Below are 25,782 nucleotides of genomic sequence, written 5' to 3' on the forward strand. Positions count from 1 at the left end.
CCTCCTGCATCTGCCCGGTTTTGCGCCGGGTCTGCCTATAACTGGCCCGTTACAGCGGTTCGATCAAGCCCGCGCCGAGCGCACGGTTGGAATTGACAGCCGGGCTGACCCTGTGAAACGCGAACCGGTCTTCTGGCGCGGCAGTCATCAGGCGCGCGGCCCCCTTGCCCTCTTCGCCCAGCCAAAGCGCCCATTGATCGGGGGAAAGCGTTACCGGCATGCGGTGATGGATCGCTGACATCGCCTGATTGGCCGCCGTGGTGACAATGGCGCAGGTGACATGCCGCGCGTCGCCGCGTTCCCAGACCTGCCAAACGCCAGCAAAAGTCAAAGGGCCGTCTTCAGGCGCGATATACCATGGCAGCCGATTGCCGTCGGCATCCTTGGTCCATTCGTAAAAGCCCGTCGCCGGGATCAAGCAGCGGCGCGCGCGGCAGGCCTCTCGAAAGGCGGGTTTCTCGGCAATGGTCTCGGCCCGCGCGTTGATCAATAAAGGGCCGTCTGTGGGTGTTTTATACCAGCTCGGGATAAACCCCCAGCGCATCGAGACGAGTTTGCGCCCTGCCACCACAACCGCCACCGGATCGGTCGGGCAGACATTGTAATCCGGCACGTCCGGCATGTCATTGGCCGGACCAGCATCAAACATCTGAGCGATCTCGTCGGTCGGTCTTGTCGTCACAAATCTTCCGCACATCCCGCGTGTATACGCAGCTTACAAACGCGGTGAAACCTTGACCTTGCCTGCGCGCCAAGGCATCCCCACGTCATGCTGATTTACAAGATTTTCCGTCCTGCCGAATGGGCCGCTCTCGAGGCGAACGGCACCACGACCGGCGCGCCGATTGATGTGGCCGATGGCTACATCCATTTCTCGACCGCCGAACAGGCGCGCGAGACCGCCGCCAAGCATTTTGCAGGCGAAGGCGATCTGGTGCTGGCCGCCCTTGAGGCCGATCTGCTGGAGCCGTTGAAATGGGAACCCTCGCGCGGTGGCGCGCTGTTCCCGCATCTCTACCGGGAGCTGACAACGGCAGATATCCTGTGGACCGCCCCACTGCCGCTGGAGGGCGACACGCACGTCTTCCCTGATCTCGTCCCATGAGCCTGCTCGAACAAATCGGCTTGCGCGCCCTGCGCCGCATAGACCCTGAAGCGGCGCACGGTATGGCGCTCAAAGCCTTGAACGCGGGGCTTGGCCCCAAGGCAGGCCCAGTAACCAGCGCGCGCCTGAGGACGACATTTGCCGGTCTTGATCTGCCCAACCCGGTGGGCCTTGCCGCTGGCTTCGACAAGAATGCCGAAGCGCTGGGGCCGCTCTCGCGCGCCGGGTTTGGCTTTCTTGAAGTCGGTGCCGCGACCCCGCGCCCGCAACCGGGCAATCCCAAGCCACGCCTCTTTCGGCTGAGCGAGGATAGCGCCGCGATCAATCGCTTTGGTTTCAACAATGACGGGATGGACGCGATCTGCGCGCGCCTTGCAGCGGGTCCCAAAGACGCCGTGATCGGTCTCAATCTGGGTGCCAATAAGGACAGCGCCGACCGCGCGGCAGATTTTGCACAAGTGCTTGCGCATTGCGCCCCGCATATCGCGTTTGCGACCGTCAACGTCTCCTCGCCCAACACCGAGAAGCTGCGCGATTTGCAGGGCAAGGCGGCGCTTGCTGCGTTGTTGGACGGCGTCATGCAAGCCCGTGGCGACAGCCCCTGCCCGGTCTTTCTGAAAATCGCCCCTGATCTAACCCACACGGAACTGACCGAAATTGCCGAGGTCGCCACCGAGGCCAAGATCGATGCGATTATCGCGACGAACACGACCCTGTCGCGCGAGGTTTTGAGAAGTGCACATAAAGACGAAAAAGGCGGCCTTTCCGGCGCGCCGCTGTTTGAGAAATCCACCCGCGTGCTGGCGCGGCTGGCCACGCTGACCGACCTGCCTTTGATTGGTGTTGGCGGGATCGCCTCGGCCGAGGACGCCTATACCAAGATCAAAGCAGGCGCGTCGGCGGTGCAGCTTTACACGGCAATGGTGTATCACGGCATCAGCCTTGCAGGCGATATTGCGCGCGGGTTGGACAGGCTGCTGGAACGTGATGGCATTGCGACGGTGGCAGAGGCCGTCGGCATCGAAAAGGACCGTTGGACATGATCACAATCTGGCACAACCCGCGCTGCTCCAAATCGCGACAGGCCTTGGCGCTTCTGCAAGAGCGCGGCGAGGACGTGACCGTGCGCAAATACCTGGACGACGCGCCTTCGGTGACCGAGCTGACCCTGACCCGTGACACGCTGGGCCTGCGCGCCATCGAGATGATGCGCACGGGCGAGAAGCTGTTCAAAGAGCTTGAGATCAGCAATACCGCGCCTGATGAGGCGCTGCTGAACATGATGGCCGCGCATCCGGTCCTGATCGAGCGCCCGGTCGTGTTTGCCAATGACCACGCTATCATCGCCCGACCGCCCGAACGGGTGTTCGAGATCCTCTGACAGGAGCCTCCGGCGGGGATATTTGGAAAAAGCGAAGCGGCTTCCGATAATGACCCGAAAAAGCGAAGCGGCGTCCGGTAGTGGCTCTAAAAGGCGAAGGGTAAAGCGCGCGTTAAGGTTAGGGGTGTATCCCCTTGACATACGGTAGGGCAATCCCCATCTACACTGTATGAAACAGACAAACGTTCGCCAGTTCTTTCAGCAGTTCCCCACCGACGAGGCTTGCCTTGAGCATTTGTTCAACGTGCGCTTCGGTCAGGGCCACGAATGCCCCAAATGCGAACGGTCTGCGAAGTGGTATCCGCTTAAGTCGGAAAAGGCCTATTCCTGTCAGTGGTGCGGCCATCACATTCACCCAATGGTTGGCAGTATCTTTGAAAAGAGCCGCACACCTTTGCAGCTTTGGTTCTATGCGATCTTTCTGTTCACCACGTCGCGCCATGGCGTCAGCGCCAAAGAATTGCAGCGTCAGCTGGGCGTGACCTACAAGACCGCATACCGCATGGGTAAATTGATCCGCGAACATATGGCGGCGATTGATGGTGATGCTCCGATTGGCGGTCAAGGTGAAGTTGTCGAGATTGACGAGGCTTACGTTGGCGGACATCGCAAAGGCGTTCGTGGCCGCGGTGCTGCTGGAAAAGGTATCTTGCTTGGCATGGTGCAGCGCGGTGGCGGTGGCGGTGGCGGTGGCGGTGAGATTGTCATTAAGCAGGTTCCCAATACCCAAAAGCGCACCCTACAGCCGATTATTGAGGCGTCGGTGGCCGATGGCACTGAAATTCACACAGACGGTCACGATGGCTATGGCGGGCTTCCTGAGGCTGGTTATGATGTCAAGACGATCAATAAGCGCAAGTCTGGCAAATACGTTGGCCCGAACGGCGAGACTGTCAACGCGATTGAGAACTTCTGGCGTCACCTGAAATGCTCAATCGAAGGCACCCATATCAGCGTGTCTCCGAAGTATCTGGAACGCTACGCCAAGGAATTTGAGTATCGCTTCAATCGCCGGACGACGCCTGAGGTGATGCTGGACGAGTTGCTTTCTCGTTTTCCTGAGTTGGACGCTTAATCACGGCGTCCAGCTTGTCCAGGTCGCCGTCAGGATCGGCCTCGTGTTCTTTAATGAATTCTTCAAGGCCCTTTTTTCTCGCGTCTTTAAGGTTCTTCATCAAACAGGCGCCTTTGTTCCATAGGGATATACTCAATCACTTTTGAGATAGCGTAGGAAGTGTTGAGCCAGACCTTGTCATTTTCATCCCACTCTTGACCAATATCCAATACGGCCCGGACCGCATCTCCGTTGCCGACCTTTTGCTGACCAGACATTAGATCCGCCAAAAACACTGGGTCGTCCACGTAGGCAGAGACCTTAACGCCTCGCCAAACAAACTCCCATTTTCGCCGTGTTTTGGAGAAAATCACTTTTATAATTGAGAGTGTGACCTCTTCTTGCTCAACCCTCTGCTTTGGGTCGCTTACCGCTGCTGTGCGGTTACTTCGTATATTGGCCCATTCCTGCTCGCCCAAGTCTATGACGGGCTCGTCATCATTGAGGTTTATTGCAATGCCAAAACTCTGAACGCTGGGGGCGTCCTCCACAGCGTCAATCGCGCGGTTCATCTGCTCATGGACCCGTTCCGGCGAAGGTAGGTTTTGGCTAGCCTCATACGCATCTCTCGGAATTATCGTGCGGTCACCGCCCTGCGTGATGATCACATACTCATCGTTAACTTCAATCTCGAAGGTGTCGTCATCAATGTAGTGGTCATAGATAAACGACATCAAGAGGGGCAGGATCGCCACGTTGCCAGCAAATTTTAAGGCGTCAACGATGGACTTTGGAACACCCTTTACCTTGCCGCGAAAGCTTCCCGGTCCAAGCGCTTCCAGCCGGAGTTCAATAGTTTGACTTGTGTTGACCTGACTATTGATTTCCCTGAACGCGTCGGAAAATGCCACAAGCGCATTTGCGAACGTGTATGTATCAACTTCATTAGGCCTACCGCCAAAATGAAGCACAAACCCATCCGAGTTTTGGAAGTTTCTGAGGTCAATGGTCGCCATGATTCCTTATCGCACCCTACACGCTTAAAGTGAATCAAGGATAAACGTATGCTGAGGGGATACACCCCTAAGGTTAACGGGCGGTGGGTCTTCTCTTCACCTTTGCGGTAAATACTCATGTCGACACCGCCAAATCGGAAGCACCTGTTAAGCCTTTGTTTAGAAATGGTTCCCCGCGGGGAACATCAGGCCGCAGCGCGTTCCAATGCCGGGTAACGCACTGCCAATGTGATACCCCGCGCCACGAAGCTGATCAGCAGCGCCATCCAAAGCCCGTGATTTCCAAAAGCCGGGACCAATGTCAGCAAGGCGATAAGATAGACGATGGCAGACAGGATCATCATGTTGCGCATATCATCCGTCCGGGTCGCGCCGATGAAAATGCCGTCCAGCATCCAGGCTGCAACCCCGAGAAACGGGGCGAGCACCATATAGATCAGGTAGGTGCGGGCGGCGTCGCGCACCTCTGGCGCAGTGGTCATGATGTCGATCACGGTCCCGCCGAAGAGCGCAAAACTCAGCCCCAGCACGCCACAGACGATCACCCCCCAGGCAGAACTGAGCAGTGATGCACGCCGGACCCGCGCAGGCGCTTTCGCCCCCATCGCGCTGCCCACCAAGGCTTCTGCCGCGAAGGCAAATCCATCCATCGCATAGGCGGTGATATAGAGAAATTGCAGCAGGATCTGGTTCGCGGCCAGTTCAACATTGCCAAAATCGGACCCCATGAACAGAAACGATACAAAGACCCCCTGCAGGATGACCGAGCGGATCAGGATGTCGCTATTGACCTTGGCCATGCGGATCAGCCGCACCCGGTTGAAGACCTTTTGGGTGGCCCGCCAGGCGGCTCCCGCAAAGGCATCGCGGCAAAGCCAGAGGCCAAGGGCGAGCGCGCTCCATTCGGCGAGGAACGTGGCCAGCGCGACACCTTCGACGCCCCAGCCAAGGCCCAGGACGAACCAGATGCTGAGCAGGATGTTGAGCCCGTTCATCCAGAGCTGAAGGATCAACACTGCGCCCGTGCGTTCCTGCGCGACAAGCCAGCCAGTGATACCATAAAGCGCAATAGCAGCCGGGGCCGAGAAGACGCGGATTTGCATGTACTCGCGGGCCAGTGCCTCGACCTCGGGCGTGGCGGGCGAGAGGGCGAAGGCACCTGCAAAGATAAGCGTTTGAAAGACGATCAGCACCGTCCCCGCAGAGAACGCGATGATAAGCGCACGCGACAGCAAGGCCGCAACTTCGTCTTCATCCTCGGCCCCGCGGGCTTGGGCGGCCAGACCGGCCGTACCCATGCGCAGGAAGCCGAAAATCCAGTAGATCCCGGTCATGATGATCGCGCCGATGCCGACGGCCCCGATGGGCACGGGATCGCCCAACTGGCCTACGACACCGGTATCGACCGCACCAAGGATCGGCACAGTGGCGTTCGAAAAAACGATTGGAACAGCGATCTTGAGAACCCGGCGGTGGGTCAGCGGCTCCGCGACCTCAGCCGTCATTGCGCGTGGGCATCAGGAAATGGCACGTGGCCTGTGCAAAGAGCTTGTCGCGGTTGTCCTGCCAGGCTTCGACCTGCACCGACGCATAGCGCCGCCCGGAGCGGGTGACTTTGGCGCGGGCATAGGCGTCGCGCGGCAGGCCCGAGCGCAGATAGTCCACGGTGAAATCGATTGTCTTGGGCAAGCGTGGCAGATCACCAGCAACGAGCGTTTCTACGTCGATGGCACCGCTTTCGATATCGCTCCAGAGCATGGCCCAGCTGATTTCGATCATCGCGGTAACCTCCAGAAAGGCCGCCGTCGCACCGCCATGCAGCGCAGGCAAGAGCGGGTTACCGATCAGCTTTTCATCATAGGTCATCGTCGCGGTCAGTTCATCGCCGCGCCGCTGCACGCCGATGCCCATGAATTGCATGTAAGGCACGCCGCCAACCAAAGCGGCCAAGGCCGCATCCCGGCGCTGCTTGACGATCTGTACGGGTTCGGGAGGACGACGGTTCATTTCGCGCGCTCCACTGTGAAAGCGCCGGACGCTGTAGCGACAGGTTTGTCCGCATCCTCGTCAAAGGCGGTGGCGCGCACGAAGGCAACCGAACGGGTGATATGATAGCATTCCGCGCGGGCACGGATCGCCTGACCGGGGGTCGCGCCGCGCATGTAATCAATCCGCAGATCAATCGTTGCTGTCCCCGCAGGGGCGTCCGGGTGGCTCATCACCGCAGCCCCCCCGCAAGTATCCATCAGGGCTGACACCGCACCACCATGGATCACACCGGTTTGCGGATCACCGATCATTGCGGGGTTATAATCCATCATGATCTCGGCGATGCCATCACCGATTTCGGTCAGGACCATGCCCAATGCTTTGGAATGGGGGATCGCCTCGATGAAGTGGCGGGCGATGGTGGCTTTATCGACCATGGGGGGATGCCTTGTCTTTCGCTTCGGCCATATTTGCCCCGCGCCGCGCCCGGCACAAGCGCAAACTGGAACCTTCGAACGTCCTAAGACTTGTGCCTAAGAGCGCGGCAAAGTAGCCTTTGATCAAGGAGGAGCGACATGTCAGACACCCGCATTTCATTCAAAGAGATGTGCGCGAAGTTCGACGTGACGCCGCGAACACTGCGCTATTACGAGTATATCGAGCTGTTGCAGCCCGAACGCGAAGGCCGCTCGCGGTTCTACGGCCCGCGCGAATGTGCGCGCATGACGCTGATTTTGCGCGGTCGCAGATTTGGCTTCTCGCTGGAGGATATCCGGCAGTGGCTTTTGATCTACGAGCATGAAGGCACCGAAGCCCAGATGCGCGCCTGGATCGAATTGGCGGATGGGCAATTGGCAGAACTTGCCGATCAGCGCAAACAACTTGATGAGACCATCACCGAGCTGGAACGCCTCCGCGATGGCGTGAAAGCCGAGCTTAATTAATCCGGTCAGACAGTCGCAAACAGGTCATCTGCCACTGGGTATGATGAGTCGGGCATTGTGAAAACGCTCTTTTGAAGCAGCCCAAAGCGCTTTGAGCGCCTCATATTGTTGCGCCTGACCCTAGGGAAACGCACTTAACCTTTCGTCAATCTGGAAGTGACGCGGCGTTACGCTTACGTCAACGTCAACTAAACTTGTAAGTTCACTTCGAAACGCAAACATCCGGCTCACTTCATGCAGCCACCGGAGTGTTGAGATGACCGACAAGATCATGACGATCCGCCAGATGTGTGACGCGTATGACGTCACCCCCCGCACCTTGCGGTTCTACGAGGCCAAGGAACTTCTGTTTCCGATCCGCGAAGGCCAAAAGCGCCTGTTCACCCGCCGCGACCGTGCGCGGCTCAAGCTGATCCTGCGCGGCAAGCGTTTTGGGTTCAGCCTGGAAGAAATCCGCCAGCTTCTGGATTTGTATGATCGCGGAGATCAGCAACTCACACAGCTGACACAGACCTATGATATCGCCCGCCAGCGCCTTGCTGACATGGAAAGCCAGCGCGCCGAACTGGATGAGGCGATTGCCGATCTAAAAGAACAACTCAACTGGGGGGCCGAGATGATCGCGCAACTCCAGCAGAAAGCCGCCAGTTAAGACAGGTCTTAAAAGGGAGTAAGACATGCCGCATTACACCGCCCCCACCAAGGATATGCAGTATCTTCTGCATGACGTTCTGAAAATCTCGGATGCAGATATTCCGGGCTATGACGAACTGGACCGCGACTTCACAAGTGCCGTTCTGGAAGAGGCCGGCAAACTGTCGGTCGAGGTGCTTGCCCCGCTGAACCCTGTGGGTGATGAACAGGGCTGCACGCTGGAAAACGGTGTGGTGCGCACGCCCGAAGGCTTCAAGGACGCCTATGACCAGATGCGCGCAGGCGGCTGGATGGGTCTGGATGCGGACCCTGACTATGGCGGTCAGGGCATGCCCTATCTGCTGCATTCCGCAGTGGGCGAGATGTTCGTGTCGTCCAACATGGCGTTCAACATGTATCAGGGCCTGACCCACGGCGCCTATGCCGCGATCCACGCGCACGGGTCCGAAGACCAGAAAGCGACTTACCTGCCGAAGATGGTCGAAGGGTCTTGGTCCGGCACCATGAACCTGACCGAGCCGCAATGCGGCACCGATCTGGGCCTGATCCGCACGAAAGCGGAGCCGCAGGACGACGGCACCTACAAGATTTCCGGTCAGAAGATCTGGATCTCGGCAGGCGAGCATGACCTGACCGACAACATCATTCACCTCGTTCTGGCGAAAATCCCCGGTGGCCCCGAGGGCGTGAAAGGGATTTCGCTGTTCATCGTGCCGAAGTTCTTGGTGAGCGAGGACGGATCGCTGGGCGAGCGCAATTCGCTGTCCTGTGGCGGTCTGGAAAAGAAGATGGGCATCCACGGCAACGCAACCTGCGTCATGAACTATGACGGGGCCACGGGCTACCTGATCGGTGAGATGCATAAAGGCATGCGTGCGATGTTCACCATGATGAACGAAGCGCGTCTGGGCGTTGGTCTGCAAGGCTACGCGCAAGGTGTGGTCGCCTATCAGAACGCCTTGGCCTTCGCGCAGGATCGTTTGCAGGGCCGTGCCGTCACCGGAACGGAAGCGGCAGACAAGCCCGCTGATCCGATCATCGTGCATCCCGACGTGCGCCGTAACCTCTTGCATCAAAAGAGCTTTATCGAAGGCGCGCGCGCATTTACCTTCTGGGGTGCGTCCCTGATCGATCGTGCGCATCGCAATGGGGACAAGGAAGCCGATGACCTGATCTCGCTGATGACGCCTGTCCTTAAGGGCTTCCTGACGGACAAGGGCTTCGAGACGACCGTTCTGGCGCAGCAGACCCTCGGCGGGTCGGGCTTTACGCAGGAATGGGGTCTTGAGCAGTTCGTCCGCGATGCGCGCATCACGATGATCTATGAAGGCACCAACGGCATCCAGTCGCTTGATCTGGTGGGCCGCAAACTGGGCCTGAATGGCGGCAAGACCGTGATGGGGTTCTTTGAAATGATCAAAGGCTACATCAAGGAAAACGCAGGCCATGAGGCCCTGAATGCCGAGTTCCTTAAGCCGCTCAAGAAAGCCTCCAAGGACCTGCAACAGGCCGCGATGTATTTCATGCAGAACGGCATGAAGAACCCCAACAACGCGCTGTCGGGCTCTTATGACTTCATGCACCTGATGGGGCATGTCTGCGTGGGCTTCATGTGGGCGCAGATGGCGAAAGCCTCGTATGAGGCGCTGGAAAACGGCACCTCGGACGCGGAATTCCACCAGACCAAACTGGCCACGGGGCGCTACTACATGGCGCGTCAACTGCCCGCCACGTCGACCCATCTGGCCCGTGTTGAAGCCGGTGCCGATACGGTCATGGAACTGGAGGCCGCAAACTTCTAGGTTGCTGGGGAGCACTTTGAGAAGGACCCGCCCATGCCGAAACGTCTTCGCCTGACCCGCCGCTTTCCGATTGCAATGACGGAAGACGGCTATCGCAGGCTCAAGCGGTTCGCGCGTGAAGCGGGTCTGGACGAAGGCGAGGCGCTCTCGTTCCTCTTCGAGAACTTCGACAGCATTCTGGATGAAGACACGTTTGGCCACCGGCTTCGGATCTTCAATTCCGAGCTGGAGGCGCGGAAGAAATAGCCAAGGACGCCTTCGGCGGGAAGGTATTTGGGGACAAAAGAAGCCATTAAGGTTAATGCGGCTGCCGCCTTCTTTTGTCCAAAAATACCTAGATCTTACGGAAGCCAAAAGGCGCTTGGGACCGATGGGAGGCGGGACGCAAGATGTTAAAACTCTATTGCTTCGGGGAAAGCGGCAACGCTTATAAGGCGGCGCTGACACTGGAGTTATCCGGCCTTGATTGGGAGCCGGTGTTTGTCGACTTCTTCGGTGGCGAAAGCCGCTCGGACGCCTTCCGTGCAATCAATCCGATGGGCGAAGTGCCTGTCTTGGTCGATACGGATCACGACTACACGCTCACGCAGTCCGGCGCGATTCAGGACTATGTCGTGCATCTGTCGAGCAAGCTGACGGGGGCCACGCCAGAAGAGCGGCGCGAGGTGCTGCGTTGGGTTTTGTGGGACAATCACAAGCTCAGCTCGCAGGCCGGAATGGCGCGGTTCTTGATGAATTTCCTGCCGGAAGAAAAACGTCCGGCGGAGGTGATCGCTTTTACTCAGGGCCGTTTGAAGGCCGCCTATCAGGTGCTGGACGCCCATCTTGAAGGCCGCGACTGGATCGTGGGCGACGCGCTCACCGTCGCCGATATCTCGTGCTGTGGATACCTGTTTTACCCCGAGCCCTTTGGGTTCGACCGGGCCGAATGGCCCCATATTGACGCCTGGCTGACCCGGATTGAGGGCACGCCCGGCTGGAAACACCCCTATGATCTGATGCCGCGTTCCGCTGCGGACGCGCAATAACCGAAAGGCAAAACCATGACCGAAGCCTATATTTACGACGCTGTGCGCACGCCGCGGGGCAAGGGCCGCAAGGACGGCAGCCTGCATGAGGTAACGAGCGCGCGGCTCTCTGCGCAGGTGCTGAACGCGGTCAAAGACCGTAACAATCTGGAAGGTCACGCGGTTGAAGACGTGATCTGGGGCAACGTCACGCAAGTCGGCGAGCAAGGCGGCTGTCTGGCGCGCACGGCGGTGCTGGCATCAGAACTGGATCAGTCGATCCCCGGCCTGGCCATTAACCGCTTTTGTGCGAGCGGCATGGAAGCTGTGAACCTTGCGGCGAACCAAGTCAAAGGCGGCGCAGGCGAAGCCTATATCGCGGGCGGGGTCGAGATGATGGGCCGTGTGGCCATGGGCAGCGACGGGGCGGCGATTGCCGTGGATCCGTCGATTGCGATGGACACGTATTTCGTGCCGCAGGGCATTTCGGCGGACATTATCGCAACAGAATATGGCTTTAGCCGCGATGACGCAGATGCGCTGGCGGTGCAATCGCAAAACCGCGCGAAGGCGGCTTGGGATGACAACCGCTTTGACAAGTCGATCATCACCGTGCGCGACCAGAATGGTCTCGCGATCCTGGATCATGACGAATACATGCGCCCCGGCACAGATATGCAGAGCCTTGGCGCGCTCAAAGCGTCGTTCAAGGACATGGGCGAGGTGATGCCGGGCTTCGACAAGGTCGCCTTGATGAAATATCCGCATCTGGAGCGGATTAACCATATTCACCACGCCGGCAATTCCTCGGGCATCGTGGACGGGGCGGCTGGGGTTCTGATCGGCTCCAAAGAATTTGGGGAGAAATTCGGCCTCAAGCCTCGCGCACGCATCCGCGCGACGGCCAAGATCGGCACCGATCCGACGATCATGCTGACGGGCCCCGTGCCTGTGACCCATAAGATCCTCGCCGATAACGGCATGGCCATCAGCGACATTGATCTGTTCGAGGTGAACGAGGCGTTTGCATCGGTCGTGCTGCGCTTCATGCAGGCGTTTGATGTCGACGACAGCAAGGTCAACGTCAATGGCGGCTCGATTGCGATGGGGCATCCGTTGGGGGCCACCGGCGCGATCATCATCGGCACGCTGCTGGATGAGATGGAGCGCTCCGACAAGGAGGTCGGCCTTGCCACGCTTTGCATCGCATCCGGCATGGGTGCGGCCACGATCATCGAGCGCGTCTAAGCGCGACAGGAGACAAGCAAATGACTGATTTCACGATGGAAAAAGGCGCAGACGGCGTCGCGGTGATCACTTGGGACGTGCAAGGCAAGTCCATGAACGTGATGAACGAGCAAGGGTTCGAAGACCTTGATGCCCATGTGCAGGATGCGCTGGCCGATGAGGCTGTGAAGGGGATCGTGATCACGTCCGGTAAAGACAGCTTTGCTGGCGGGATGGACCTGAACATCATCGCCAAGATGAAGGAAAGCGCAGGCGATGACCCGGCCAAGGGCCTGTTTGAAGGCGTGATGGAAATGCATGGCGTATTGCGCCGGATCGAGCGCGCGGGGATGGACCCGAAGACGAACAAAGGCGGCAAGCCTGTGGCGGCTGCCCTGCCCGGCACGGCGTTGGGGATCGGCCTGGAAATCCCGCTGGCCTGTCACCGGATTTTTGCGGCGGATAATCCCAAGGCCAAGATCGGTCTGCCCGAGATTATGGTCGGTATCTTCCCCGGCGCGGGCGGCACGATGCGGCTGTCGCGGAAACTGGGCGCGATGCAGGCGTCTCCACTGCTCTTGGAAGGCAAGCTGAACGACCCAAAGAAAGCCAAGATGGCGGGTGTCGTGGACGAGGTTGTGCCAGCAGATGAATTGCTGGACCGCGCGAAAGAGTGGGTTCTGAACGCGACCGACGCGGATATCGTCAAGCCGTGGGACGCGAAGGGCTACAAGATGCCCGGCGGTGCGCCGTATCATCCGGCGGGGTTCATGACGTTCGTGGGTGCCTCGGCCATGGTGAATGGCAAGACGCAGGGTGTGTATCCGGCGGCGAAAGCACTGTTGAGCGCGGTCTATGAAGGCGCGTTGGTGCCGTTTGATACTGCGCTGAAGATCGAGGCACGGTGGTTCACGAATGTGCTGATGAACCCGTCGTCGTCGGCGATGATCCGGTCCTTGTTCATCAACAAGGAAGCGCTTGAGAAAGGTGCGAACCGTCCGGCTGTGGACGATCAGAAGGTCAAACAGGTCGGCGTGATCGGCGCGGGCATGATGGGCGCTGGTATCGCGCTGGTCTCGGCCCTTGCAGGGATCAAGGTTGTGCTGATCGACAGCGCTCAGGAGGCGGCTGACAAGGGCAAGGCCTACACGGAAGCGCATCTCGACAAGGGCATCGCGCGCAAGAAAGTGACGCCCGAGAAGAAAGAGGCCGTCTTGGGCCTTATCAACGCGACCACCGATTATGACGCGCTGAAAGGCTGCGATCTGATCGTGGAAGCGGTGTTCGAGGATATGGGCGTGAAGGCGGAGGTGACCAAGAAGGTTGAGGCCGTCGTGGGTGAGGACTGCATCTTTGCGACCAACACCTCCACCCTTCCGATCAGCGAATTGGCCAAGGCGAGTGCGCGGCCTGAGCAGTTCATCGGCATCCACTTCTTCTCCCCCGTCGACAAGATGCTGCTGGTGGAGATCATCAAGGGGCAGAAAACCGGCGATGTGGCGGTGGCCAAGGCGCTCGATTTTGTGCGCCAGATCCGCAAGACGCCGATCGTGGTGAACGACGCGCGGTTCTTCTATGCCAACCGCTGCATCATTCCCTACATCAACGAAGGCATCCGCATGGTGAAGGAAGGTGTGGAGCCTGCCTTGATCGAGAATGCCGCCAAGCTGGTTGGGATGCCTTTGGGGCCGCTGCAATTGGTCGATGAGACCTCGGTCGATCTGGGCGTGAAGATCGCCAAGGCGACGCGCGCGGCGATGGGCGATGCCTATCCCGACGGCGAAGTGGACGAGGTTTTGTTCTGGATGGCCGATGAGGGCCGTTTGGGGCGCAAGTCGAACGCGGGCTTTTACGAGTACGACGAGAAGGGCAAGCGCGGGCTGCTTTGGGAGGGGCTTGAAGCGAAGTATCCTGTGGCCGACGAGCAGCCGTCTTTGGTCGAAGTCCAGCATCGTTTGTTGTTCGCGCAAGTACTGGAAGGCGTGCGTGCGCTGGAGGACGGCGTGCTGGAAGACATCCGTGAAGGCGATGTCGGCGCGATCCTGGGCTGGGGCTTTGCGCCTTGGTCGGGCGGGCCGTTCAGCTGGCTCGATATCATCGGCACGCCCTATGCGGCCGAGCGGTGCGACCAGTTGACCGCAAGCTACGGGGACCGCTTCAAAACGCCCGATCTGCTGCGCGAGATGGCGGCAAAAGGCCAAAGCTTCTACGGACGGTTTGGCAAATCAGCGCAAGCCGCATAAGAGCGGGGGCGGTCCAAGGGGCCGCCCTTTTTGCTTTGAGAGACGAACATGCGCATCGCGATATTTGGAAATGCAGGCAGCGGAAAATCCACGCTGTCACGAAAACTGGCCGCGCAGTTTGATATGCCCTTGGTCGAGGTGGATCAGCTGCTTTGGCGGCCCGGCTGGCAGATGGTGCCAGAGGCCGAATATGACATCGCCCACGAGGCCGCGATGGCTGAAGAAGCATGGATTATGGACGGGATGGGCTATAGCGCCAGCTTGGGCGTCCGCATGAAACGCGCCACCCATGTGATCTTGTGCGACTTCCCAATCTGGCAGAATTACTGGCTGCTGGCCGAGCGGCAATCGACGATGGCTCAAGGCAATTTCGAAGGTGCGCCTGCGGGCGTGGCAGAGCGCCCGGACACGCGCGCACTGTTCGAGTTCACGTGGCACATCCATGAAAACCTGATGCCGAAGATCCGCGCGCAAGTGGCCGAGCTTGGAGCAGAAACGAGGGTCACTGTGATCCCCGATTTCGATGCCCTGACGCAGTTCGAGCTGCCAGTTTAAGCGACAGCGACTTCCAGCAACGCTTCGTCAACTTCGGCGGGGTAAACGGGCTGATCGTCCAGCACCATCATCTCGACCAATTCGCGTGCAGTGCAGATCGGCAGCGCGGTGTAATCCTGCGCGACCGTATCGGCCAGATCCCCTACAAGGCAGGTCGATTTGGGCTGATAGAAAAGCGCGCCGATATTGGCAAAGACAATCTCGTCCCGGCGGAAATGCAAGGTCACGACTTCAATCACTTCGGTCGGCATCTGCCGGGTGATGCCGCGAAAGCCAACCAGTGCCTCTGCAGGCAGCATGGCGAAGGGATCACCCAGGAAATCCTCGGCCGCATCGCTTTCGACAAGCACATGTTGTTCGGGCAGCAGGTGGGTTTCTTGCAGGTTGCCCAGCGCATCGGCGGGGACATGTAACGGCCATAGATGCTCCGGGCAATCGGTGGTGGCACTCCAGACCACCTCGCGGCGCACTTCTATAACTGTTTGCAGCCCGTGATCGAAGGTGAGAACTTCGTCACCCTCTGTAATCGCCTCGACCGGGCGCCAGCCCATGCGAGTCGCAACCCGTGTGCCTGAGACCAGCCCGGACGCCACACCGGGCAGTCCGTCCCAAGCGCCGGTGGTTTCGATCGTCTGTCTGGTCCCCCCGAAGAGCCCCTTGCGCAATCCAAACATGTCACTCCCCGCTTTTGGTGAGACGTCCAACGCGGCAGCATGGAACGTCATTTGCAGCACCCCAAAAAGCAGTGATTCCCAAGTCGGAGTTTGGCCTTAAAAGTGGCAAGTTTCGGGCAATGGTTCCAATTTCAGACAAGTTTTATCCATATTTCCTGCATTGATCCTGATCCCGGGACAATCGCCTGGCCTTTTAGACAGGATTCGCTGCGTTAAACCGAATACCCGAATCGCGCGAAGTCTTCAGCGCAGAGCGCTGCGACTCGGGCGCGCTGCTGATCGGTATACTGTGCACGCTCAGCCGTTGGGCTGGCATTCACATGGGGCAGGTCCAACGCAAAACCCAGATGCGCTTCAAGCGGAGCGAGATCCGTGGCGAGATGCTCGAGCCGAATATAGGCCGTGCACGCATCGCGCCCCGTGGCATCGGTCATATAGCTGGACGCCGGGTTGTTGCGCAGAGTGGCTTCGGTATGCGGATCGTCCAGAAACGCGCCAAAGCTGGAGGCCTTTGCGAGGGTCACCGCCGGGTGGGCAAAGCTCTGCCCGCGCAGCCAGTGGTAATAGCTCAGCACGCGGTCATAGGGGTTCCGCACCAGCGTGAAACAGAAAGATGCGTCGATTTGATCCTGATCGACCAGCCCGTAAATGTCGCGAATGCGCGAATGCTTCCAGAGGCGTCCTGATGCAGGCGTGTCTTTGACCTTATGGCGCCGGTTGCGCGCTTTCGGTGTGTCGCCCAGCATGATGTCGTCTTTCATCGCGCGCGCCTCCAGCGCCAGCGCCATCGAGGTGCCGCCGGTCTTGGGGATATGGATGAAGATATAGCGCCTGCCCTGCGAGATAATCATAGGCTCACGCTACCGCGCGCGCCGTGCGGATCGCAATCAGCGATCCTGCGGTGATCACGAGGGCGACGCCAAAAAAACCCAGCGGATTCAAAAGCTGGCTGAAGAAAAGCCACGCGAAGAAAGAGGCGAACAAAATAACGGCGTATTCAAGCACGGCGACGGTGGACGTTTCGCCCAGCTGATAGGCTTTGATGATAAGGCCCACACCGATCACAGAACCGACCGCCTGTATCGCGATCAGACCCCAGATCAGCGGAGAGATCGGAACCCACCCCCGGATCAGAAACCCGTCAGGCCCGTCCGGCACTGCTTGCGGAAAAAGCGTCAATACACCGAGACCAATCACGCCCCAAAGGCCCAGAATGGCCATGAAACCTGCCAACAGGCAAAGCGTGGATTCCTGCAAGCACCAGCGGCGCGTGGCCAGCGCCCCCAGCGCGTAGAGCAATCCCGCCCCCACCGGCATCAGGGTGACCAGCGACAGGTTGGCCGGGTCAGGCTGCAAGACCAGTAGGGTGCCCGTGAACCCCAAAGCGACAGCGGCGATGCGCACCGGGCCGATGGGTTGGCCCAGCGCAAGCGCCGAGACGACAAGCACCCAAATCGGCGAGGTGAACAGCCCCGCGAGTGATTGTGCGATCGGCAGAAAGGCAAGTGATCCGAAGTAAAGCAGCATAGACGTGGCGACCAACGCACTGCGGATCACGACCGGGCCGAAGCGCCTGGGGCGCAGGCTGCCAAATCCCAACGCGGACAGGCCCGCGATCAGTATCAGCGCCATCACCGAGCGGACGGCATGCATCTGCCAAAGCCCGATTTCGGCACTGATGCGAAACACGAAATTGTCGATGCACCCCAGCATCGCCATCGCTCCAAGGATGCAAAGCGCAGCTTTGCGCGGTTGAGTGGGAGCGTCCTGCGTCATCGCGCCACAGATTGCGCTTTCCAAGCGCGTTGGCAAGCGCCATAATTGTCGGACATTTGAAAACGCGGTTGAGGAGAGCGCGATGGGATGGCTGGCTGACGAAAGCGGTCTGGAGAAAAACGCAGCAAACTACGTGCCCCTTACGCCGCTGTCGCATTTGCACAGGGCGGAGCAGGTGTTCCCGGATCGTGAGGCCGTGATCTATGGCGATCACCGCAAGACCTATCGAGAGTATCACGCGCGGGTGTCGCAGCTGGCCTCGGCGCTGGTAAAGATCGGGATCAAACCGGGCGATGTGGTGGCGACGCTCTTGCCCAATGTCCCGGCTCAGGCAGAGGCGCATTTCGGCGTGCCAGCCTGCGGCGCGGTCCTGAACACGATCAACATCCGGCTTGAGGCCGACACGATTGCCTATATTTTCGATCACGCTGAGGCCAAAGCCGTGCTGGTCGACAGCCAGTTCCTGCCCATTGCGATGGATGCCATCGGCCTGATGGAAGGCCCCGCCCCGCAGATCATTGAAGTGCCTGATGACGCCGCAGGCGTGCACCATATGGGCGAGCAGATTGACTACGAGGATTTTCTGGCCACAGGCGATGCCGATTTCGCCTGGATCATGCCCGAGGATGAATGGGAGAGCCTCGCGATCAACTACACCTCCGGCACAACCGGGCGGCCCAAGGGTGTCGTCTACCATCACAGAGGCGCGTATCTGATGACGATGGGCACGGTCGTGAGCTGGCAGATGCAGCTTTACCCACGCTATCTGACGATTGTGCCGCTCTTTCATTGCAATGGCTGGAACCACACGTGGATGATGCCGATGCTGGGCGGCACGATTGTGTGCTGCCGCGATATCAGCGCAGGTGCGATCTATGACGCGCTGGCCGATGAAGGGGTCACGCATTTCGGCGGCGCGCCCATCGTGCTGAACATGATCGTCAACGCCAAGGACAGCGAGCGCCGCTCTTTCGATCACGAGGTGCAGGTCTTTACCGCTGGTGCGCCGCCCGCTGCCGCAACGCTGGCCGCGATTGAAAAGCTGGGCTTCAATGTCATGCAGGTCTACGGGCTGACCGAGACCTATGGCCATGTCACCGAATGTCTGTGGAATGCCGACGCGTGGGACGGGCTGCCCCAATCCGAACAAGCGGCGATCAAGGCGCGTCAGGGTGTGGCCTTCCCGATGATGGAGCATCTCGGCGTCGTCGACGAAAACAACCAGCAGATCGCCATGGACGGCACGACCCAAGGTGAGATCGTGCTGCGAGGCAATTCGGTGATGAAGGGCTATCTCAAGAACGAGAAAGCCACGCGCGAGAGCTTTGCGGGCGGGCATTTCCACTCGGGCGACATCGCGGTGCAGCACCCTGACGGCCACGTGCAGATCGCGGATCGCGCCAAGGACATCATCATTTCGGGCGGCGAGAACATCAGTTCGGTCGAGGTGGAAGGCGCGTTGATGCACCACCCGGCAATCCTGCTGGCCGCTGTGGTGGCCAAGCCAGACGACAAATGGGGCGAGGTGCCATGCGCCTTTGTCGAGCTGAAAGACGGCGCGACCGCAGACGAGGCCGAGATCATCGCCTTCTCGCGCGAGCGTCTGGCGGGCTTCAAGACACCCAAGCGGGTGATCTTTCAGGAGCTGCCCAAGACCTCCACCGGGAAAATCCAGAAGTTCGAGCTGCGCACGATTGCCAAATCCCTTTGACTTGGCGTTGTGAGCGGACCTTCGCTGGTCTAGAGTGTCCGCAAATATAAAAGCGGTAGAGCAGCCAAACCCGTGACAGCTCTGAACAAATATGACCGGCTCGAAAGCCCCGGCCTTTGGCGCGCGACAGCGGATGCCCAAAGGCAGGATGTCGTGCTGTCGTTTGGCAATGCCACGCTTGTGGTGTCAGACAAGGCTGGGCGTGCGCTGACCCATTGGTCGCTGCCCGCGATTGAACGGATCAATCCGGGCGAACGCCCTGCCCTTTTTGCGCCCGACACCGAACAAAGCGAAACGCTTGAAGTCGCAGATGACACGATGATTGACGCGCTGGAGACAGTGCGCAAGACGATCCTGAAACGCCGCCCACAGCCCGGCCGCCTGCGGTTTGCAATCTTTGGTGGCAGCATCGTCTTTATCGGCTGGTTGGGGCTGTTCTGGTTGCCCGGTGCGCTGGTGGCCCATGCCAACACCGTTGTGCCAGAGGTGAAGCGCGACCAGATCGGGCGGGATCTCACACGGCATCTGACCCGGATCACAGGGCGCGCGTGCTCCACCGCTTTGGGCGACCGCGCGTTACGCCGTATCGCCGTGCGGCTGGGCCTGCCCGGTGATCTGCGCGTGGTGCGTGCGACGCTGCCCGACACGATTGGCCTGCCCGGAGGCGACATTCTGATCAATGCCCGCGTGGTCGAGGATCACGAGGATCCGGACGTGCTCGCAGGCTATCTGCTGGCCGAACAGGCCCGCATCGCTGCCGAGCCTGCGCTGGAACAAATGCTTGCCTATGCCGGTCCGCTGACCAGCTTCCGGTTATTGACCCAAGGCGAAGTGCCAGAGGCGACCCTGACAGGCTATGCCGAGCATCTACTGGCCCAGACCCCGGCGCTGCCCGACAGCACAGCCTTGCTCACAAGGTTTAAAGAGGCGGGCCTGCGCTCAACCAGCTTTGCCTATGCGGTCGATCCGTCAGGCGAGACAACCCTTGATCTGATCGAGGCCGATCCGTTTCCCGCAGGCTCCGAGAAGATTTCGCTCAGCGATCAGGATTGGGTCAGCCTGCAAGGGATTTGCGGCGAATAACGCCCCGCATAAATGAAAAGGGGCGCGATGCCTCTTCGCATCCCGCCCCTTCTTTTTCGCCTTTTTCTGACGCGCTTACTTGCGCAGGAATGCATCCCTGAACCCGGCCTGACGTGCCCGGTTCAGCCCTGCATTGAGCTGCGATTGCGTGCCGAAAGGCCCTGCCAATACGATTGTATAGTTTTTGCCACCTTTGGAGTATTTGCTCAGACGCACGGGCAAACCGCTCGCCTGCAAGCGCCGCGCTGTGTTGGTTGCGTTCTGCGGGACACCAAATGTGCCGACCTGCACGAACCGGTGGCTGGCTGCACGCGCCTGTTGACGCGGTGCAGGGGCGTTCATGGCCGATAGACGCTCTTTGCGCACCACGCGGGTCTGCTTTTTGGGCGCCTTGATCCGTTTGGTGGGCGCTGCCTGACGCGTGACATAGGTCACAGGGGCCTCGGCTTGAGGACCACAGCGCACAGCGGCCTTTTCGCCCGAGTTGATATAGCGGCTCGACAGCGCAGAAGCGCCCTGACATCCAGACGACGCACTGCGCACACGGGTTTTACCCTCGCGGGGCAGCGTGTCCGTCCAGACGCGGGCCATCTGCGCATCCCCTTGGGCCGTGCGTGGACCCCTGTTTGGGTTCAGGCGATCGTCTTCCCAGACGCGACGGTAGCCGGGAGGCGGCGTGATGACCTCGCGGCGCGCTGGCGCGGTGGCTACGACGCGTTGGCCGTTAGACCCGCGCAGGACGGTGACCGGGGATTCTGCTTGGGGACCGCAGCGCACAGCGGCCTTGCCGCCCGAGTTGATGTACCGGCTGGACAGGGCAGACGCCCCTTGGCATGCAGCCTGACGGCGCGTGGCTTGGGGTGCCGGAGCTGCGGCGACCGGACGGCGCACAACAACACGCGGCTGAGCAGCCGGTGCGCGCACCACGCTGCGCGGCGCTTGCTGGGTTCGCACGACAGCCTTAGGCGCGGGCCGGGCTGACGCGACCGTATCAATCGGGCGACCCGGCTGGCGCTGGAAAATACGCGGGGCGGCGGGACGGCGCGGTGTGGCCTGCGCCGTTTGGCGCGGCTCGATAATCTCTGGCGCGGCGGGTGCAGCCGCAGGGGCTTCCGCCACACGGGCACGACTACCGAGAGAGGGCTGCATACCGCAGATTTGCTTGCGGCTACGCGTGACGCGCGGCACCCAAGTGGTGTTGCCGCTGATGCCTGCGCGCACATAAACACAGCCGCGGCTGTCAACATATTGCTTGGCGGTGAAAGACGCTGGCGGAAACTCTGCGGGGATATCGCCCTGCGCTGCAGCTCCCCCCGCTGTCATGCTCAAGATTACCGCTAAAACCGAACGTACCTGCCGAAAACGCATATGTGCCCCCACAAAATATGGTGGAACAATGCGTCAAAAACCATAACGAGTAAAGAAACAATCCGTCCGATTTGGCTTATTTAGTTCCAAACATGCGGTCTCCCGCATCTCCTAGTCCGGGGACAATATACCCCTGCTCGTTCAGCTTCTCGTCTACAGATGCGGTGATGATCGGCACGTCCGGATGGGCCTCCTGCATGCGGGCAATGCCCTCGGGAGCGGCCAAAAGGCACAAGAAGCGGATGTTTCTCGCCCCTGCTTCCTTCAGCAAATCAACCGCTGCGGCGGATGAGTTGCCCGTCGCCAGCATCGGATCAACCGCGATCACAAGGCGTTCTTCCAGCGCGTCGGGCAGCTTGCAATAATACTGCACAGGCTGAAGCGTTTCCTCGTCCCGGTAGAGCCCGACAAAGCCCACACGCGCGGAGGGGATCAGGTCAAGCACACCGTCCAGCAAGCCATTGCCCGCACGCAGGATCGACACAAGGGCCAGCTTTTTGCCGTCCAGCTGCGGGGCCTGCATTGGCCCCATTGGCGTCTCGGTCGGGACCTCGACAACGGGCAGATCGCGCGTCACCTCATATGCCAACAGGTGGCTGATCTCGCGCAGCAGGGTGCGAAACTGACCGGTGGAGGTCTCAACCCGCCGCATCAGCGTCAGCTTGTGTTGCACCAAAGGGTGATCGACAACGGTTAACAGATCGCTCATGGGGTCTCCAATTTGGTTAACAAGGTTGTGCGGGTCTCGGCGTCGCAAAAAGCGGCTTCTGCGGATGTTTTCGCGATCTGGCCGAAGATTTCATCGTCCCAGCCAAACGTATCGGCAAGGCGATCATACTCGGCCCGCATAGTCGTGTGAAAGAACGGCGGATCGTCCGTGGACACGGTGACTTTGACACCCGCTGCGCGCAGTTTTTCGATCGGGTGATCGGCCCAGCGCTTGGCAACCCCAAGGGCCACGTTGGACCCTGGGCAGACTTCGAGCACAACTCCGGCTTCTGCCAGCTCATCGACCAAAGCGGGGTCCTGAATAGCGTGGACGCCATGCCCAATCCGTTCGACCCGCAAATCGCGCCACGCGTCGCGGACAGAGGCCGCCCCGCCCCACTCGCCCGCATGGGCGGTCAGGCGCAATCCGGCCTCGCGGGCCATGTCGAAACTGTAGGCAAAGTCGCTTGGCTTGCCGGCCATTTCGTCACCCGCAATGCCGTAACCGACAATCCAGTCACCTGCCGTCTCAGCGGCACAAAGCGCTGTTTCCTTTGCCTTTTCCGGGCCGAAATGACGGATACATGTCACGATGCCCCGCAGGATAATGCCGTCTTGGGCCTCAGCCTTGGTCGCGGCCTCTTGCATCGCGTGAAGGTATTCGCGCCATGCGCCCACATCACGCCCACCGCAGAAATCGGGGGACAGGAACGTCTCGGCATAGATCACATCATTGGCCGCGCATTGCTCCAGCACGGCGGTGGTCAGACGGGCGTAATCCTCGGGCGAGGTCAGCACGCTTGTCGCCGCCTCATAGACCCGCAGAAAATCGTTGAAATCGCTGTAGCTGTAATTGCCAGCCTCATCGAAAATCCCGTCGAGATTAACAGACTTCTCCTGCGCCAAGCCGCGAATGAACGCAGGCGGTGCCGCGCCTTCAAGATGTAGGTGAAGCTCAACCTTTGGCAGATGCGTCGTCATAGAAAGCTCCGTCCGGGGCCTTGGGCGGGGACACCGAGATGCGCCGCGATTGAGGCTGCAACATCGGCGAACCCCACCTGCCCGATTTGGTTAACATCCGGCCCTTTTCCGACGACCGGAACGCGTTCGCGTGTGTGATCCGTGCCGCGCCAGGTTGGGTCATTGCCATGATCCGCAGTGAAAATCATCAGATCATCGGCGCGTAGCCCATCCATAACGCGGGGCAGTTGCGCATCGAACCATTCCAGCGCGCGGGCATAGCCCGCAACATCGCGGCGGTGGCCATAGAGGCTGTCGAACTCGACAAAGTTGGCGAAGACAAACGCATTGTCGGGCGCCGTCTGAACCGCGTTCACCAGATGCTCCATCAACGCCGCATCGTCGCCTTTCACGACCGTGTCGATCCCCTGCATGGAGAAGATATCTCCAATCTTGCCAATGGCTTGCACAGTTCCGCCTGCCCCTTGCACCCAATCGCAAAGCGACGGTGACGGCAACGGGATCGCAAAATCCTTGCGATTGGTGGTACGGGTAAATCCGGCTTCAGGCGAGCCGATGAAAGGGCGTGCAATGACGCGGCCAACCTTCATCGCGTGCAGCATCGGCGTCAGATCGCGGCACAGCTGATAGAGTCGATCAAGCCCGAACGCCTCTTCATGGGCGGCAATCTGAAACACGCTATCGGCAGAGGTGTAACAGATCGGCCAGCCGGTCTGCAGATGGCGCGCGCCTTCTTCCTCGATGATCGCGGTGCCGGGGGCGTGACGATTGCCCAACAGCCCGCCCGTGCCTGCGGCGAGGCAAACCTGCGTGACGACCGGTTCGGGGAAGCACGGATCGGTGTCGGGGAAATAATGCCAGTCCCACGGCACAGGGACGCCCGCAAGTTCCCAATGGCCCGAGGGCGTGTCCTTGCCTTTCGAGACCTCGGTCGCCGCGCCCCATATTCCGGTCGGCGTGGCCGTTAATCCTGGTGTTTCGGCACCCGAGGCGAGCCGGACCGCGGCCCCTAATCCAAGCGCATCAAGATGCGGCAGATGAAGCGGTCCGCTGCGGCCTTCCTCTGCCTGACCGGCCGCACAAGCCTGTGCGATATGGCCCAGGGTATTGGCCCCTTCATCCCCAAAATCCGCCGCATCCGGTGCGCCGCCGCAACCCACAGAGTCCATCACGATAAGAAAAGCGCGCGTCATCAGCTGACCATCCGGTAGACTGTCGGCGGCACGTCTGGCGCGGTATCGCTGACAGTGACGGCGCTACGAATTGCCTGCGCCGCCCGGTCGGCCGAAGCCTGATCGCGCGCATGGATCAAAGCCACGGGGACAGCGTCATCCACGAAATCGCCCAACTCGCAAAGCTCAGACAGACCCACGGCGGGGTCGATCCGGTCGTCTGCCGTCACGCGCCCACCGCCCAATTGCACCACAACACGGCCCAGCGCCTCGCTATCTAGCGCGGTGACGTGACCGGCATCGCGGGCGTGGACCTCTTGCACAATGGGGGCGGCGGGCAAGCGATCGTGCCAACGATCCACGAAATCATGGGGTCCGCCCATCGCCGCAACCATCGCCTGAAACCGCTCGGCGGCAGAGCCGTCATGCAAGCTGTCGGCAATCTGCACGGCACCGTCTTCGGCGGTATCCGCCAGCCCTGCCATGACCAGCAATTCGCCGCCCAACGTCGCGGCAAGATCGGGCAGATCAGGGTTCACCTCATCGCCTGTGAGGGCTTGCATGACCTCCATCACTTCCAGCGCATTGCCCAGCGATTTGGCCAGTGGTTGGTTCATATCGGTGATGAAAGCGCGGGTCGGGCAGCCCGCGCCATTGGCCGTCTCGACCAGCATTTCGGCCAGATCAGAGGCCGCGCCCATGGATTTCATGAAGGCGCCCGAGCCAAGTTTGACGTCCAGCACCAATCCATCAAGGCCAGCCGCAAGCTTTTTCGACAGGATCGAGGCGGTGATCAGCTCTGGGCTGTTCACGGTCGCGGTCATGTCACGAATTGCGTAGAGACGCTTGTCGGCGGGGGCGATATCGGCGGTGGCGCTGACGATGGCGCATCCGACCTGCCCCACGACCCGACGAAACTGGTCTTGCGGAATTTCGGTTTTCAAACCCGGAATCGCTTCGAGCTTGTCGAGCGTTCCGCCCGTATGTCCCAGACCCCGACCCGAAATCATCGGGACATAGGCCCCGCAAGCCGCCAGCGCCGGGGCCAGCAAAAGCGATACGCAATCACCCACGCCGCCGGTGGAGTGTTTATCCAGCACTGGCCCGTCCAATTGCCACCGCATCACCTGCCCGCTGTCGCGCATCGACGTGGTTAACGCGATACGCTCATGCTCGGAAAGGCCGCCCATGCAAACGGCCATTGCAAAGGCAGCTCCTTGGGCATCACTTACACTGCCATCGGCCAAGCCTTCGCAAAAGCGGGCGATTTCGGCTTCTGATACGGATTGGCCTTCGCGGACCAATCTGATGACGCTGCGCGGATCCATGGTG

27 protein-coding genes are annotated in these 25,782 nt (G+C 60.1%); 14 read left to right on the plus strand and 13 right to left on the minus strand.

Annotated elements, in window-relative coordinates:
- Nucleotides 1-49: 49 nt before the first annotated feature.
- Nucleotides 50-697: an SOS response-associated peptidase gene (locus KUW67_RS16250; protein WP_224826383.1), complete on the minus strand. Its 648-nt coding sequence runs from the start codon at nucleotides 695-697 to the stop codon at nucleotides 50-52.
- Nucleotides 698-769: 72 nt separating this feature from the next.
- Between KUW67_RS16250 and KUW67_RS16255 the strand changes: the two genes are divergently transcribed.
- The 4 genes from KUW67_RS16255 to KUW67_RS16270 all read left to right on the plus strand — a co-directional run bounded on the left by KUW67_RS16255 (nucleotide 770) and on the right by KUW67_RS16270 (nucleotide 3,561).
- Entirely contained in the window at nucleotides 770-1,105 is a 336-nt protein-coding gene (locus tag KUW67_RS16255; protein WP_224826384.1) for a DUF952 domain-containing protein, read from the plus strand.
- Nucleotides 1,102-2,148: a quinone-dependent dihydroorotate dehydrogenase gene (locus KUW67_RS16260; protein ID WP_224826385.1), complete on the plus strand. Its 1,047-nt coding sequence runs from the start codon at nucleotides 1,102-1,104 to the stop codon at nucleotides 2,146-2,148. The genes KUW67_RS16255 and KUW67_RS16260 overlap by 4 nt, the downstream gene beginning before the upstream one ends.
- Nucleotides 2,145-2,486, plus strand: a complete 342-nt coding sequence (gene arsC, locus KUW67_RS16265) for an arsenate reductase (glutaredoxin) (protein WP_224826386.1) — start codon at nucleotides 2,145-2,147, stop codon at nucleotides 2,484-2,486. Before KUW67_RS16260 ends, arsC begins: the two co-directional genes overlap by 4 nt.
- 169 nt (nucleotides 2,487-2,655) lie before the next feature.
- On the plus strand, nucleotides 2,656-3,561 hold the full coding sequence (locus KUW67_RS16270; protein ID WP_224826387.1) for an IS1595 family transposase: 906 nt from the start codon (nucleotides 2,656-2,658) through the stop codon (nucleotides 3,559-3,561).
- An 86-nt stretch (nucleotides 3,562-3,647) separates the two neighbouring features.
- On the opposite strand, the gene KUW67_RS16275 is transcribed toward KUW67_RS16270, so the two are convergent.
- The 4 genes from KUW67_RS16275 to KUW67_RS16290 all read right to left on the minus strand — a co-directional run bounded on the left by KUW67_RS16275 (nucleotide 3,648) and on the right by KUW67_RS16290 (nucleotide 6,982).
- Nucleotides 3,648-4,556 carry a hypothetical protein gene (locus tag KUW67_RS16275; RefSeq protein WP_224826388.1) on the minus strand — a complete coding sequence of 303 codons (909 nt, stop codon included), beginning with the start codon at nucleotides 4,554-4,556 and terminating at the stop codon, nucleotides 3,648-3,650.
- A gap of 185 nt (nucleotides 4,557-4,741) precedes the next feature.
- Nucleotides 4,742-6,061, minus strand: a complete 1,320-nt coding sequence (locus KUW67_RS16280; RefSeq protein ID WP_224826389.1) for an MATE family efflux transporter — start codon at nucleotides 6,059-6,061, stop codon at nucleotides 4,742-4,744.
- On the minus strand, nucleotides 6,051-6,563 hold the full coding sequence (locus tag KUW67_RS16285) for a PaaI family thioesterase (protein WP_224826390.1): 513 nt from the start codon (nucleotides 6,561-6,563) through the stop codon (nucleotides 6,051-6,053). Before KUW67_RS16285 ends, KUW67_RS16280 begins: the two co-directional genes overlap by 11 nt.
- Nucleotides 6,560-6,982: a PaaI family thioesterase gene (locus KUW67_RS16290; RefSeq protein ID WP_224826391.1), complete on the minus strand. Its 423-nt coding sequence runs from the start codon at nucleotides 6,980-6,982 to the stop codon at nucleotides 6,560-6,562. The genes KUW67_RS16285 and KUW67_RS16290 overlap by 4 nt, the downstream gene beginning before the upstream one ends.
- Nucleotides 6,983-7,120: 138 nt before the next feature.
- Here KUW67_RS16290 and KUW67_RS16295 point away from each other — a divergent pair, with 138 nt between their 5' ends.
- The 8 genes from KUW67_RS16295 to KUW67_RS16330 all read left to right on the plus strand — a co-directional run bounded on the left by KUW67_RS16295 (nucleotide 7,121) and on the right by KUW67_RS16330 (nucleotide 14,977).
- Nucleotides 7,121-7,489, plus strand: a complete 369-nt coding sequence (locus KUW67_RS16295; RefSeq protein WP_224826392.1) for a MerR family DNA-binding transcriptional regulator — start codon at nucleotides 7,121-7,123, stop codon at nucleotides 7,487-7,489.
- A 256-nt stretch (nucleotides 7,490-7,745) separates the two neighbouring features.
- Complete coding sequence (locus KUW67_RS16300) at nucleotides 7,746-8,141, plus strand: MerR family DNA-binding transcriptional regulator (RefSeq protein WP_224826393.1); 396 nt, start codon at nucleotides 7,746-7,748, stop codon at nucleotides 8,139-8,141.
- Nucleotides 8,142-8,166: 25 nt separating this feature from the next.
- Entirely contained in the window at nucleotides 8,167-9,945 is a 1,779-nt protein-coding gene (locus KUW67_RS16305) for an acyl-CoA dehydrogenase C-terminal domain-containing protein (RefSeq protein WP_224826394.1), read from the plus strand.
- A 33-nt stretch (nucleotides 9,946-9,978) separates the two neighbouring features.
- Complete coding sequence (locus KUW67_RS16310) at nucleotides 9,979-10,191, plus strand: hypothetical protein (protein ID WP_224826395.1); 213 nt, start codon at nucleotides 9,979-9,981, stop codon at nucleotides 10,189-10,191.
- Between the two features lie 143 nt (nucleotides 10,192-10,334).
- Entirely contained in the window at nucleotides 10,335-10,973 is a 639-nt protein-coding gene (locus KUW67_RS16315; protein ID WP_224826396.1) for a glutathione S-transferase family protein, read from the plus strand.
- Nucleotides 10,974-10,988: 15 nt separating this feature from the next.
- A complete protein-coding gene (locus KUW67_RS16320) occupies nucleotides 10,989-12,200 on the plus strand; it encodes an acetyl-CoA C-acetyltransferase (protein ID WP_224826397.1) in 1,212 nt (403 codons plus the stop codon).
- A gap of 20 nt (nucleotides 12,201-12,220) precedes the next feature.
- Complete coding sequence (locus KUW67_RS16325) at nucleotides 12,221-14,422, plus strand: 3-hydroxyacyl-CoA dehydrogenase NAD-binding domain-containing protein (RefSeq protein WP_224826398.1); 2,202 nt, start codon at nucleotides 12,221-12,223, stop codon at nucleotides 14,420-14,422.
- Between the two features lie 48 nt (nucleotides 14,423-14,470).
- Nucleotides 14,471-14,977: a hypothetical protein gene (locus KUW67_RS16330; RefSeq protein ID WP_224826399.1), complete on the plus strand. Its 507-nt coding sequence runs from the start codon at nucleotides 14,471-14,473 to the stop codon at nucleotides 14,975-14,977.
- On the opposite strand, the gene KUW67_RS16335 is transcribed toward KUW67_RS16330, so the two are convergent.
- The 3 genes from KUW67_RS16335 to KUW67_RS16345 form a co-directional block, all read right to left on the minus strand.
- Nucleotides 14,974-15,702 carry a Hint domain-containing protein gene (locus KUW67_RS16335; RefSeq protein WP_224826400.1) on the minus strand — a complete coding sequence of 243 codons (729 nt, stop codon included), beginning with the start codon at nucleotides 15,700-15,702 and terminating at the stop codon, nucleotides 14,974-14,976. The two genes, KUW67_RS16330 and KUW67_RS16335, sit on opposite strands and share 4 nt — an antisense overlap.
- Nucleotides 15,703-15,863: 161 nt before the next feature.
- Entirely contained in the window at nucleotides 15,864-16,502 is a 639-nt protein-coding gene (locus KUW67_RS16340; RefSeq protein WP_224826401.1) for a sulfotransferase family 2 domain-containing protein, read from the minus strand.
- Between the two features lie 4 nt (nucleotides 16,503-16,506).
- Entirely contained in the window at nucleotides 16,507-17,427 is a 921-nt protein-coding gene (locus tag KUW67_RS16345) for a DMT family transporter (protein ID WP_224826402.1), read from the minus strand.
- Between the two features lie 82 nt (nucleotides 17,428-17,509).
- Between KUW67_RS16345 and KUW67_RS16350 the strand changes: the two genes are divergently transcribed.
- Together KUW67_RS16350 and KUW67_RS16355 are read left to right on the plus strand one after the other, a co-directional pair.
- Complete coding sequence (locus tag KUW67_RS16350) at nucleotides 17,510-19,138, plus strand: AMP-binding protein (RefSeq protein WP_224826403.1); 1,629 nt, start codon at nucleotides 17,510-17,512, stop codon at nucleotides 19,136-19,138.
- 72 nt (nucleotides 19,139-19,210) lie between these two features.
- Nucleotides 19,211-20,221 carry a hypothetical protein gene (locus tag KUW67_RS16355; RefSeq protein WP_224826404.1) on the plus strand — a complete coding sequence of 337 codons (1,011 nt, stop codon included), beginning with the start codon at nucleotides 19,211-19,213 and terminating at the stop codon, nucleotides 20,219-20,221.
- 75 nt (nucleotides 20,222-20,296) lie between these two features.
- On the opposite strand, the gene KUW67_RS16360 is transcribed toward KUW67_RS16355, so the two are convergent.
- The 5 genes from KUW67_RS16360 to KUW67_RS16380 form a co-directional block, all read right to left on the minus strand.
- On the minus strand, nucleotides 20,297-21,544 hold the full coding sequence (locus KUW67_RS16360) for an SPOR domain-containing protein (protein ID WP_224826405.1): 1,248 nt from the start codon (nucleotides 21,542-21,544) through the stop codon (nucleotides 20,297-20,299).
- A 121-nt stretch (nucleotides 21,545-21,665) separates the two neighbouring features.
- Nucleotides 21,666-22,298: a uracil phosphoribosyltransferase gene (upp, locus tag KUW67_RS16365; protein WP_224826406.1), complete on the minus strand. Its 633-nt coding sequence runs from the start codon at nucleotides 22,296-22,298 to the stop codon at nucleotides 21,666-21,668.
- On the minus strand, nucleotides 22,295-23,278 hold the full coding sequence (locus KUW67_RS16370; protein WP_224826407.1) for an adenosine deaminase: 984 nt from the start codon (nucleotides 23,276-23,278) through the stop codon (nucleotides 22,295-22,297). Before KUW67_RS16370 ends, upp begins: the two co-directional genes overlap by 4 nt.
- Nucleotides 23,275-24,471, minus strand: coding sequence for a phosphopentomutase (locus KUW67_RS16375; protein WP_224826408.1), 1,197 nt, complete (start codon nucleotides 24,469-24,471; stop codon nucleotides 23,275-23,277). The genes KUW67_RS16370 and KUW67_RS16375 overlap by 4 nt, the downstream gene beginning before the upstream one ends.
- Complete coding sequence (locus KUW67_RS16380; RefSeq protein ID WP_224826409.1) at nucleotides 24,471-25,778, minus strand: thymidine phosphorylase; 1,308 nt, start codon at nucleotides 25,776-25,778, stop codon at nucleotides 24,471-24,473. Before KUW67_RS16380 ends, KUW67_RS16375 begins: the two co-directional genes overlap by 1 nt.
- Between the last annotated feature and the right edge of the window lie 4 nt (nucleotides 25,779-25,782).

It is taken from the genome of Cognatishimia sp. MH4019 (genome assembly GCF_020177595.1).
Lineage (GTDB): Bacteria > Pseudomonadota > Alphaproteobacteria > Rhodobacterales > Rhodobacteraceae > JAHTBL01.

What these genes read in the sequence shown, in the direction of transcription:
- KUW67_RS16315 (WP_224826396.1), top strand. Translation starts at nt 10,335, where the DNA reads ATGTTAAAACTCTATTGCTTCGGGGAAAGCGGCAACGCTTATAAGGCG.
- KUW67_RS16325 (WP_224826398.1), top strand. Translation starts at nt 12,221, where the DNA reads ATGACTGATTTCACGATGGAAAAAGGCGCAGACGGCGTCGCGGTGATC.
- KUW67_RS16340 (WP_224826401.1), bottom strand. Translation starts at nt 16,502, where the DNA reads ATGATTATCTCGCAGGGCAGGCGCTATATCTTCATCCATATCCCCAAG.
- KUW67_RS16375 (WP_224826408.1), bottom strand. Translation starts at nt 24,471, where the DNA reads ATGACGCGCGCTTTTCTTATCGTGATGGACTCTGTGGGTTGCGGCGGC.
- KUW67_RS16295 (WP_224826392.1), top strand. Translation starts at nt 7,121, where the DNA reads ATGTCAGACACCCGCATTTCATTCAAAGAGATGTGCGCGAAGTTCGAC.
- KUW67_RS16255 (WP_224826384.1), top strand. Translation starts at nt 770, where the DNA reads ATGCTGATTTACAAGATTTTCCGTCCTGCCGAATGGGCCGCTCTCGAG.
- KUW67_RS16250 (WP_224826383.1), bottom strand. Translation starts at nt 697, where the DNA reads ATGTGCGGAAGATTTGTGACGACAAGACCGACCGACGAGATCGCTCAG.
- KUW67_RS16345 (WP_224826402.1), bottom strand. Translation starts at nt 17,427, where the DNA reads ATGACGCAGGACGCTCCCACTCAACCGCGCAAAGCTGCGCTTTGCATC.
- KUW67_RS16270 (WP_224826387.1), top strand. Translation starts at nt 2,656, where the DNA reads ATGAAACAGACAAACGTTCGCCAGTTCTTTCAGCAGTTCCCCACCGAC.
- KUW67_RS16330 (WP_224826399.1), top strand. Translation starts at nt 14,471, where the DNA reads ATGCGCATCGCGATATTTGGAAATGCAGGCAGCGGAAAATCCACGCTG.
- KUW67_RS16320 (WP_224826397.1), top strand. Translation starts at nt 10,989, where the DNA reads ATGACCGAAGCCTATATTTACGACGCTGTGCGCACGCCGCGGGGCAAG.
- KUW67_RS16260 (WP_224826385.1), top strand. Translation starts at nt 1,102, where the DNA reads ATGAGCCTGCTCGAACAAATCGGCTTGCGCGCCCTGCGCCGCATAGAC.
- KUW67_RS16335 (WP_224826400.1), bottom strand. Translation starts at nt 15,702, where the DNA reads ATGACGTTCCATGCTGCCGCGTTGGACGTCTCACCAAAAGCGGGGAGT.
- upp (WP_224826406.1), bottom strand. Translation starts at nt 22,298, where the DNA reads ATGAGCGATCTGTTAACCGTTGTCGATCACCCTTTGGTGCAACACAAG.
- KUW67_RS16290 (WP_224826391.1), bottom strand. Translation starts at nt 6,982, where the DNA reads ATGGTCGATAAAGCCACCATCGCCCGCCACTTCATCGAGGCGATCCCC.
- KUW67_RS16350 (WP_224826403.1), top strand. Translation starts at nt 17,510, where the DNA reads ATGGGATGGCTGGCTGACGAAAGCGGTCTGGAGAAAAACGCAGCAAAC.
- KUW67_RS16360 (WP_224826405.1), bottom strand. Translation starts at nt 21,544, where the DNA reads ATGACAGCGGGGGGAGCTGCAGCGCAGGGCGATATCCCCGCAGAGTTT.
- arsC (WP_224826386.1), top strand. Translation starts at nt 2,145, where the DNA reads ATGATCACAATCTGGCACAACCCGCGCTGCTCCAAATCGCGACAGGCC.
- KUW67_RS16280 (WP_224826389.1), bottom strand. Translation starts at nt 6,061, where the DNA reads ATGACGGCTGAGGTCGCGGAGCCGCTGACCCACCGCCGGGTTCTCAAG.
- KUW67_RS16300 (WP_224826393.1), top strand. Translation starts at nt 7,746, where the DNA reads ATGACCGACAAGATCATGACGATCCGCCAGATGTGTGACGCGTATGAC.
- KUW67_RS16285 (WP_224826390.1), bottom strand. Translation starts at nt 6,563, where the DNA reads ATGAACCGTCGTCCTCCCGAACCCGTACAGATCGTCAAGCAGCGCCGG.
- KUW67_RS16305 (WP_224826394.1), top strand. Translation starts at nt 8,167, where the DNA reads ATGCCGCATTACACCGCCCCCACCAAGGATATGCAGTATCTTCTGCAT.
- KUW67_RS16380 (WP_224826409.1), bottom strand. Translation starts at nt 25,778, where the DNA reads ATGGATCCGCGCAGCGTCATCAGATTGGTCCGCGAAGGCCAATCCGTA.
- KUW67_RS16370 (WP_224826407.1), bottom strand. Translation starts at nt 23,278, where the DNA reads ATGACGACGCATCTGCCAAAGGTTGAGCTTCACCTACATCTTGAAGGC.
- KUW67_RS16310 (WP_224826395.1), top strand. Translation starts at nt 9,979, where the DNA reads ATGCCGAAACGTCTTCGCCTGACCCGCCGCTTTCCGATTGCAATGACG.
- KUW67_RS16275 (WP_224826388.1), bottom strand. Translation starts at nt 4,556, where the DNA reads ATGGCGACCATTGACCTCAGAAACTTCCAAAACTCGGATGGGTTTGTG.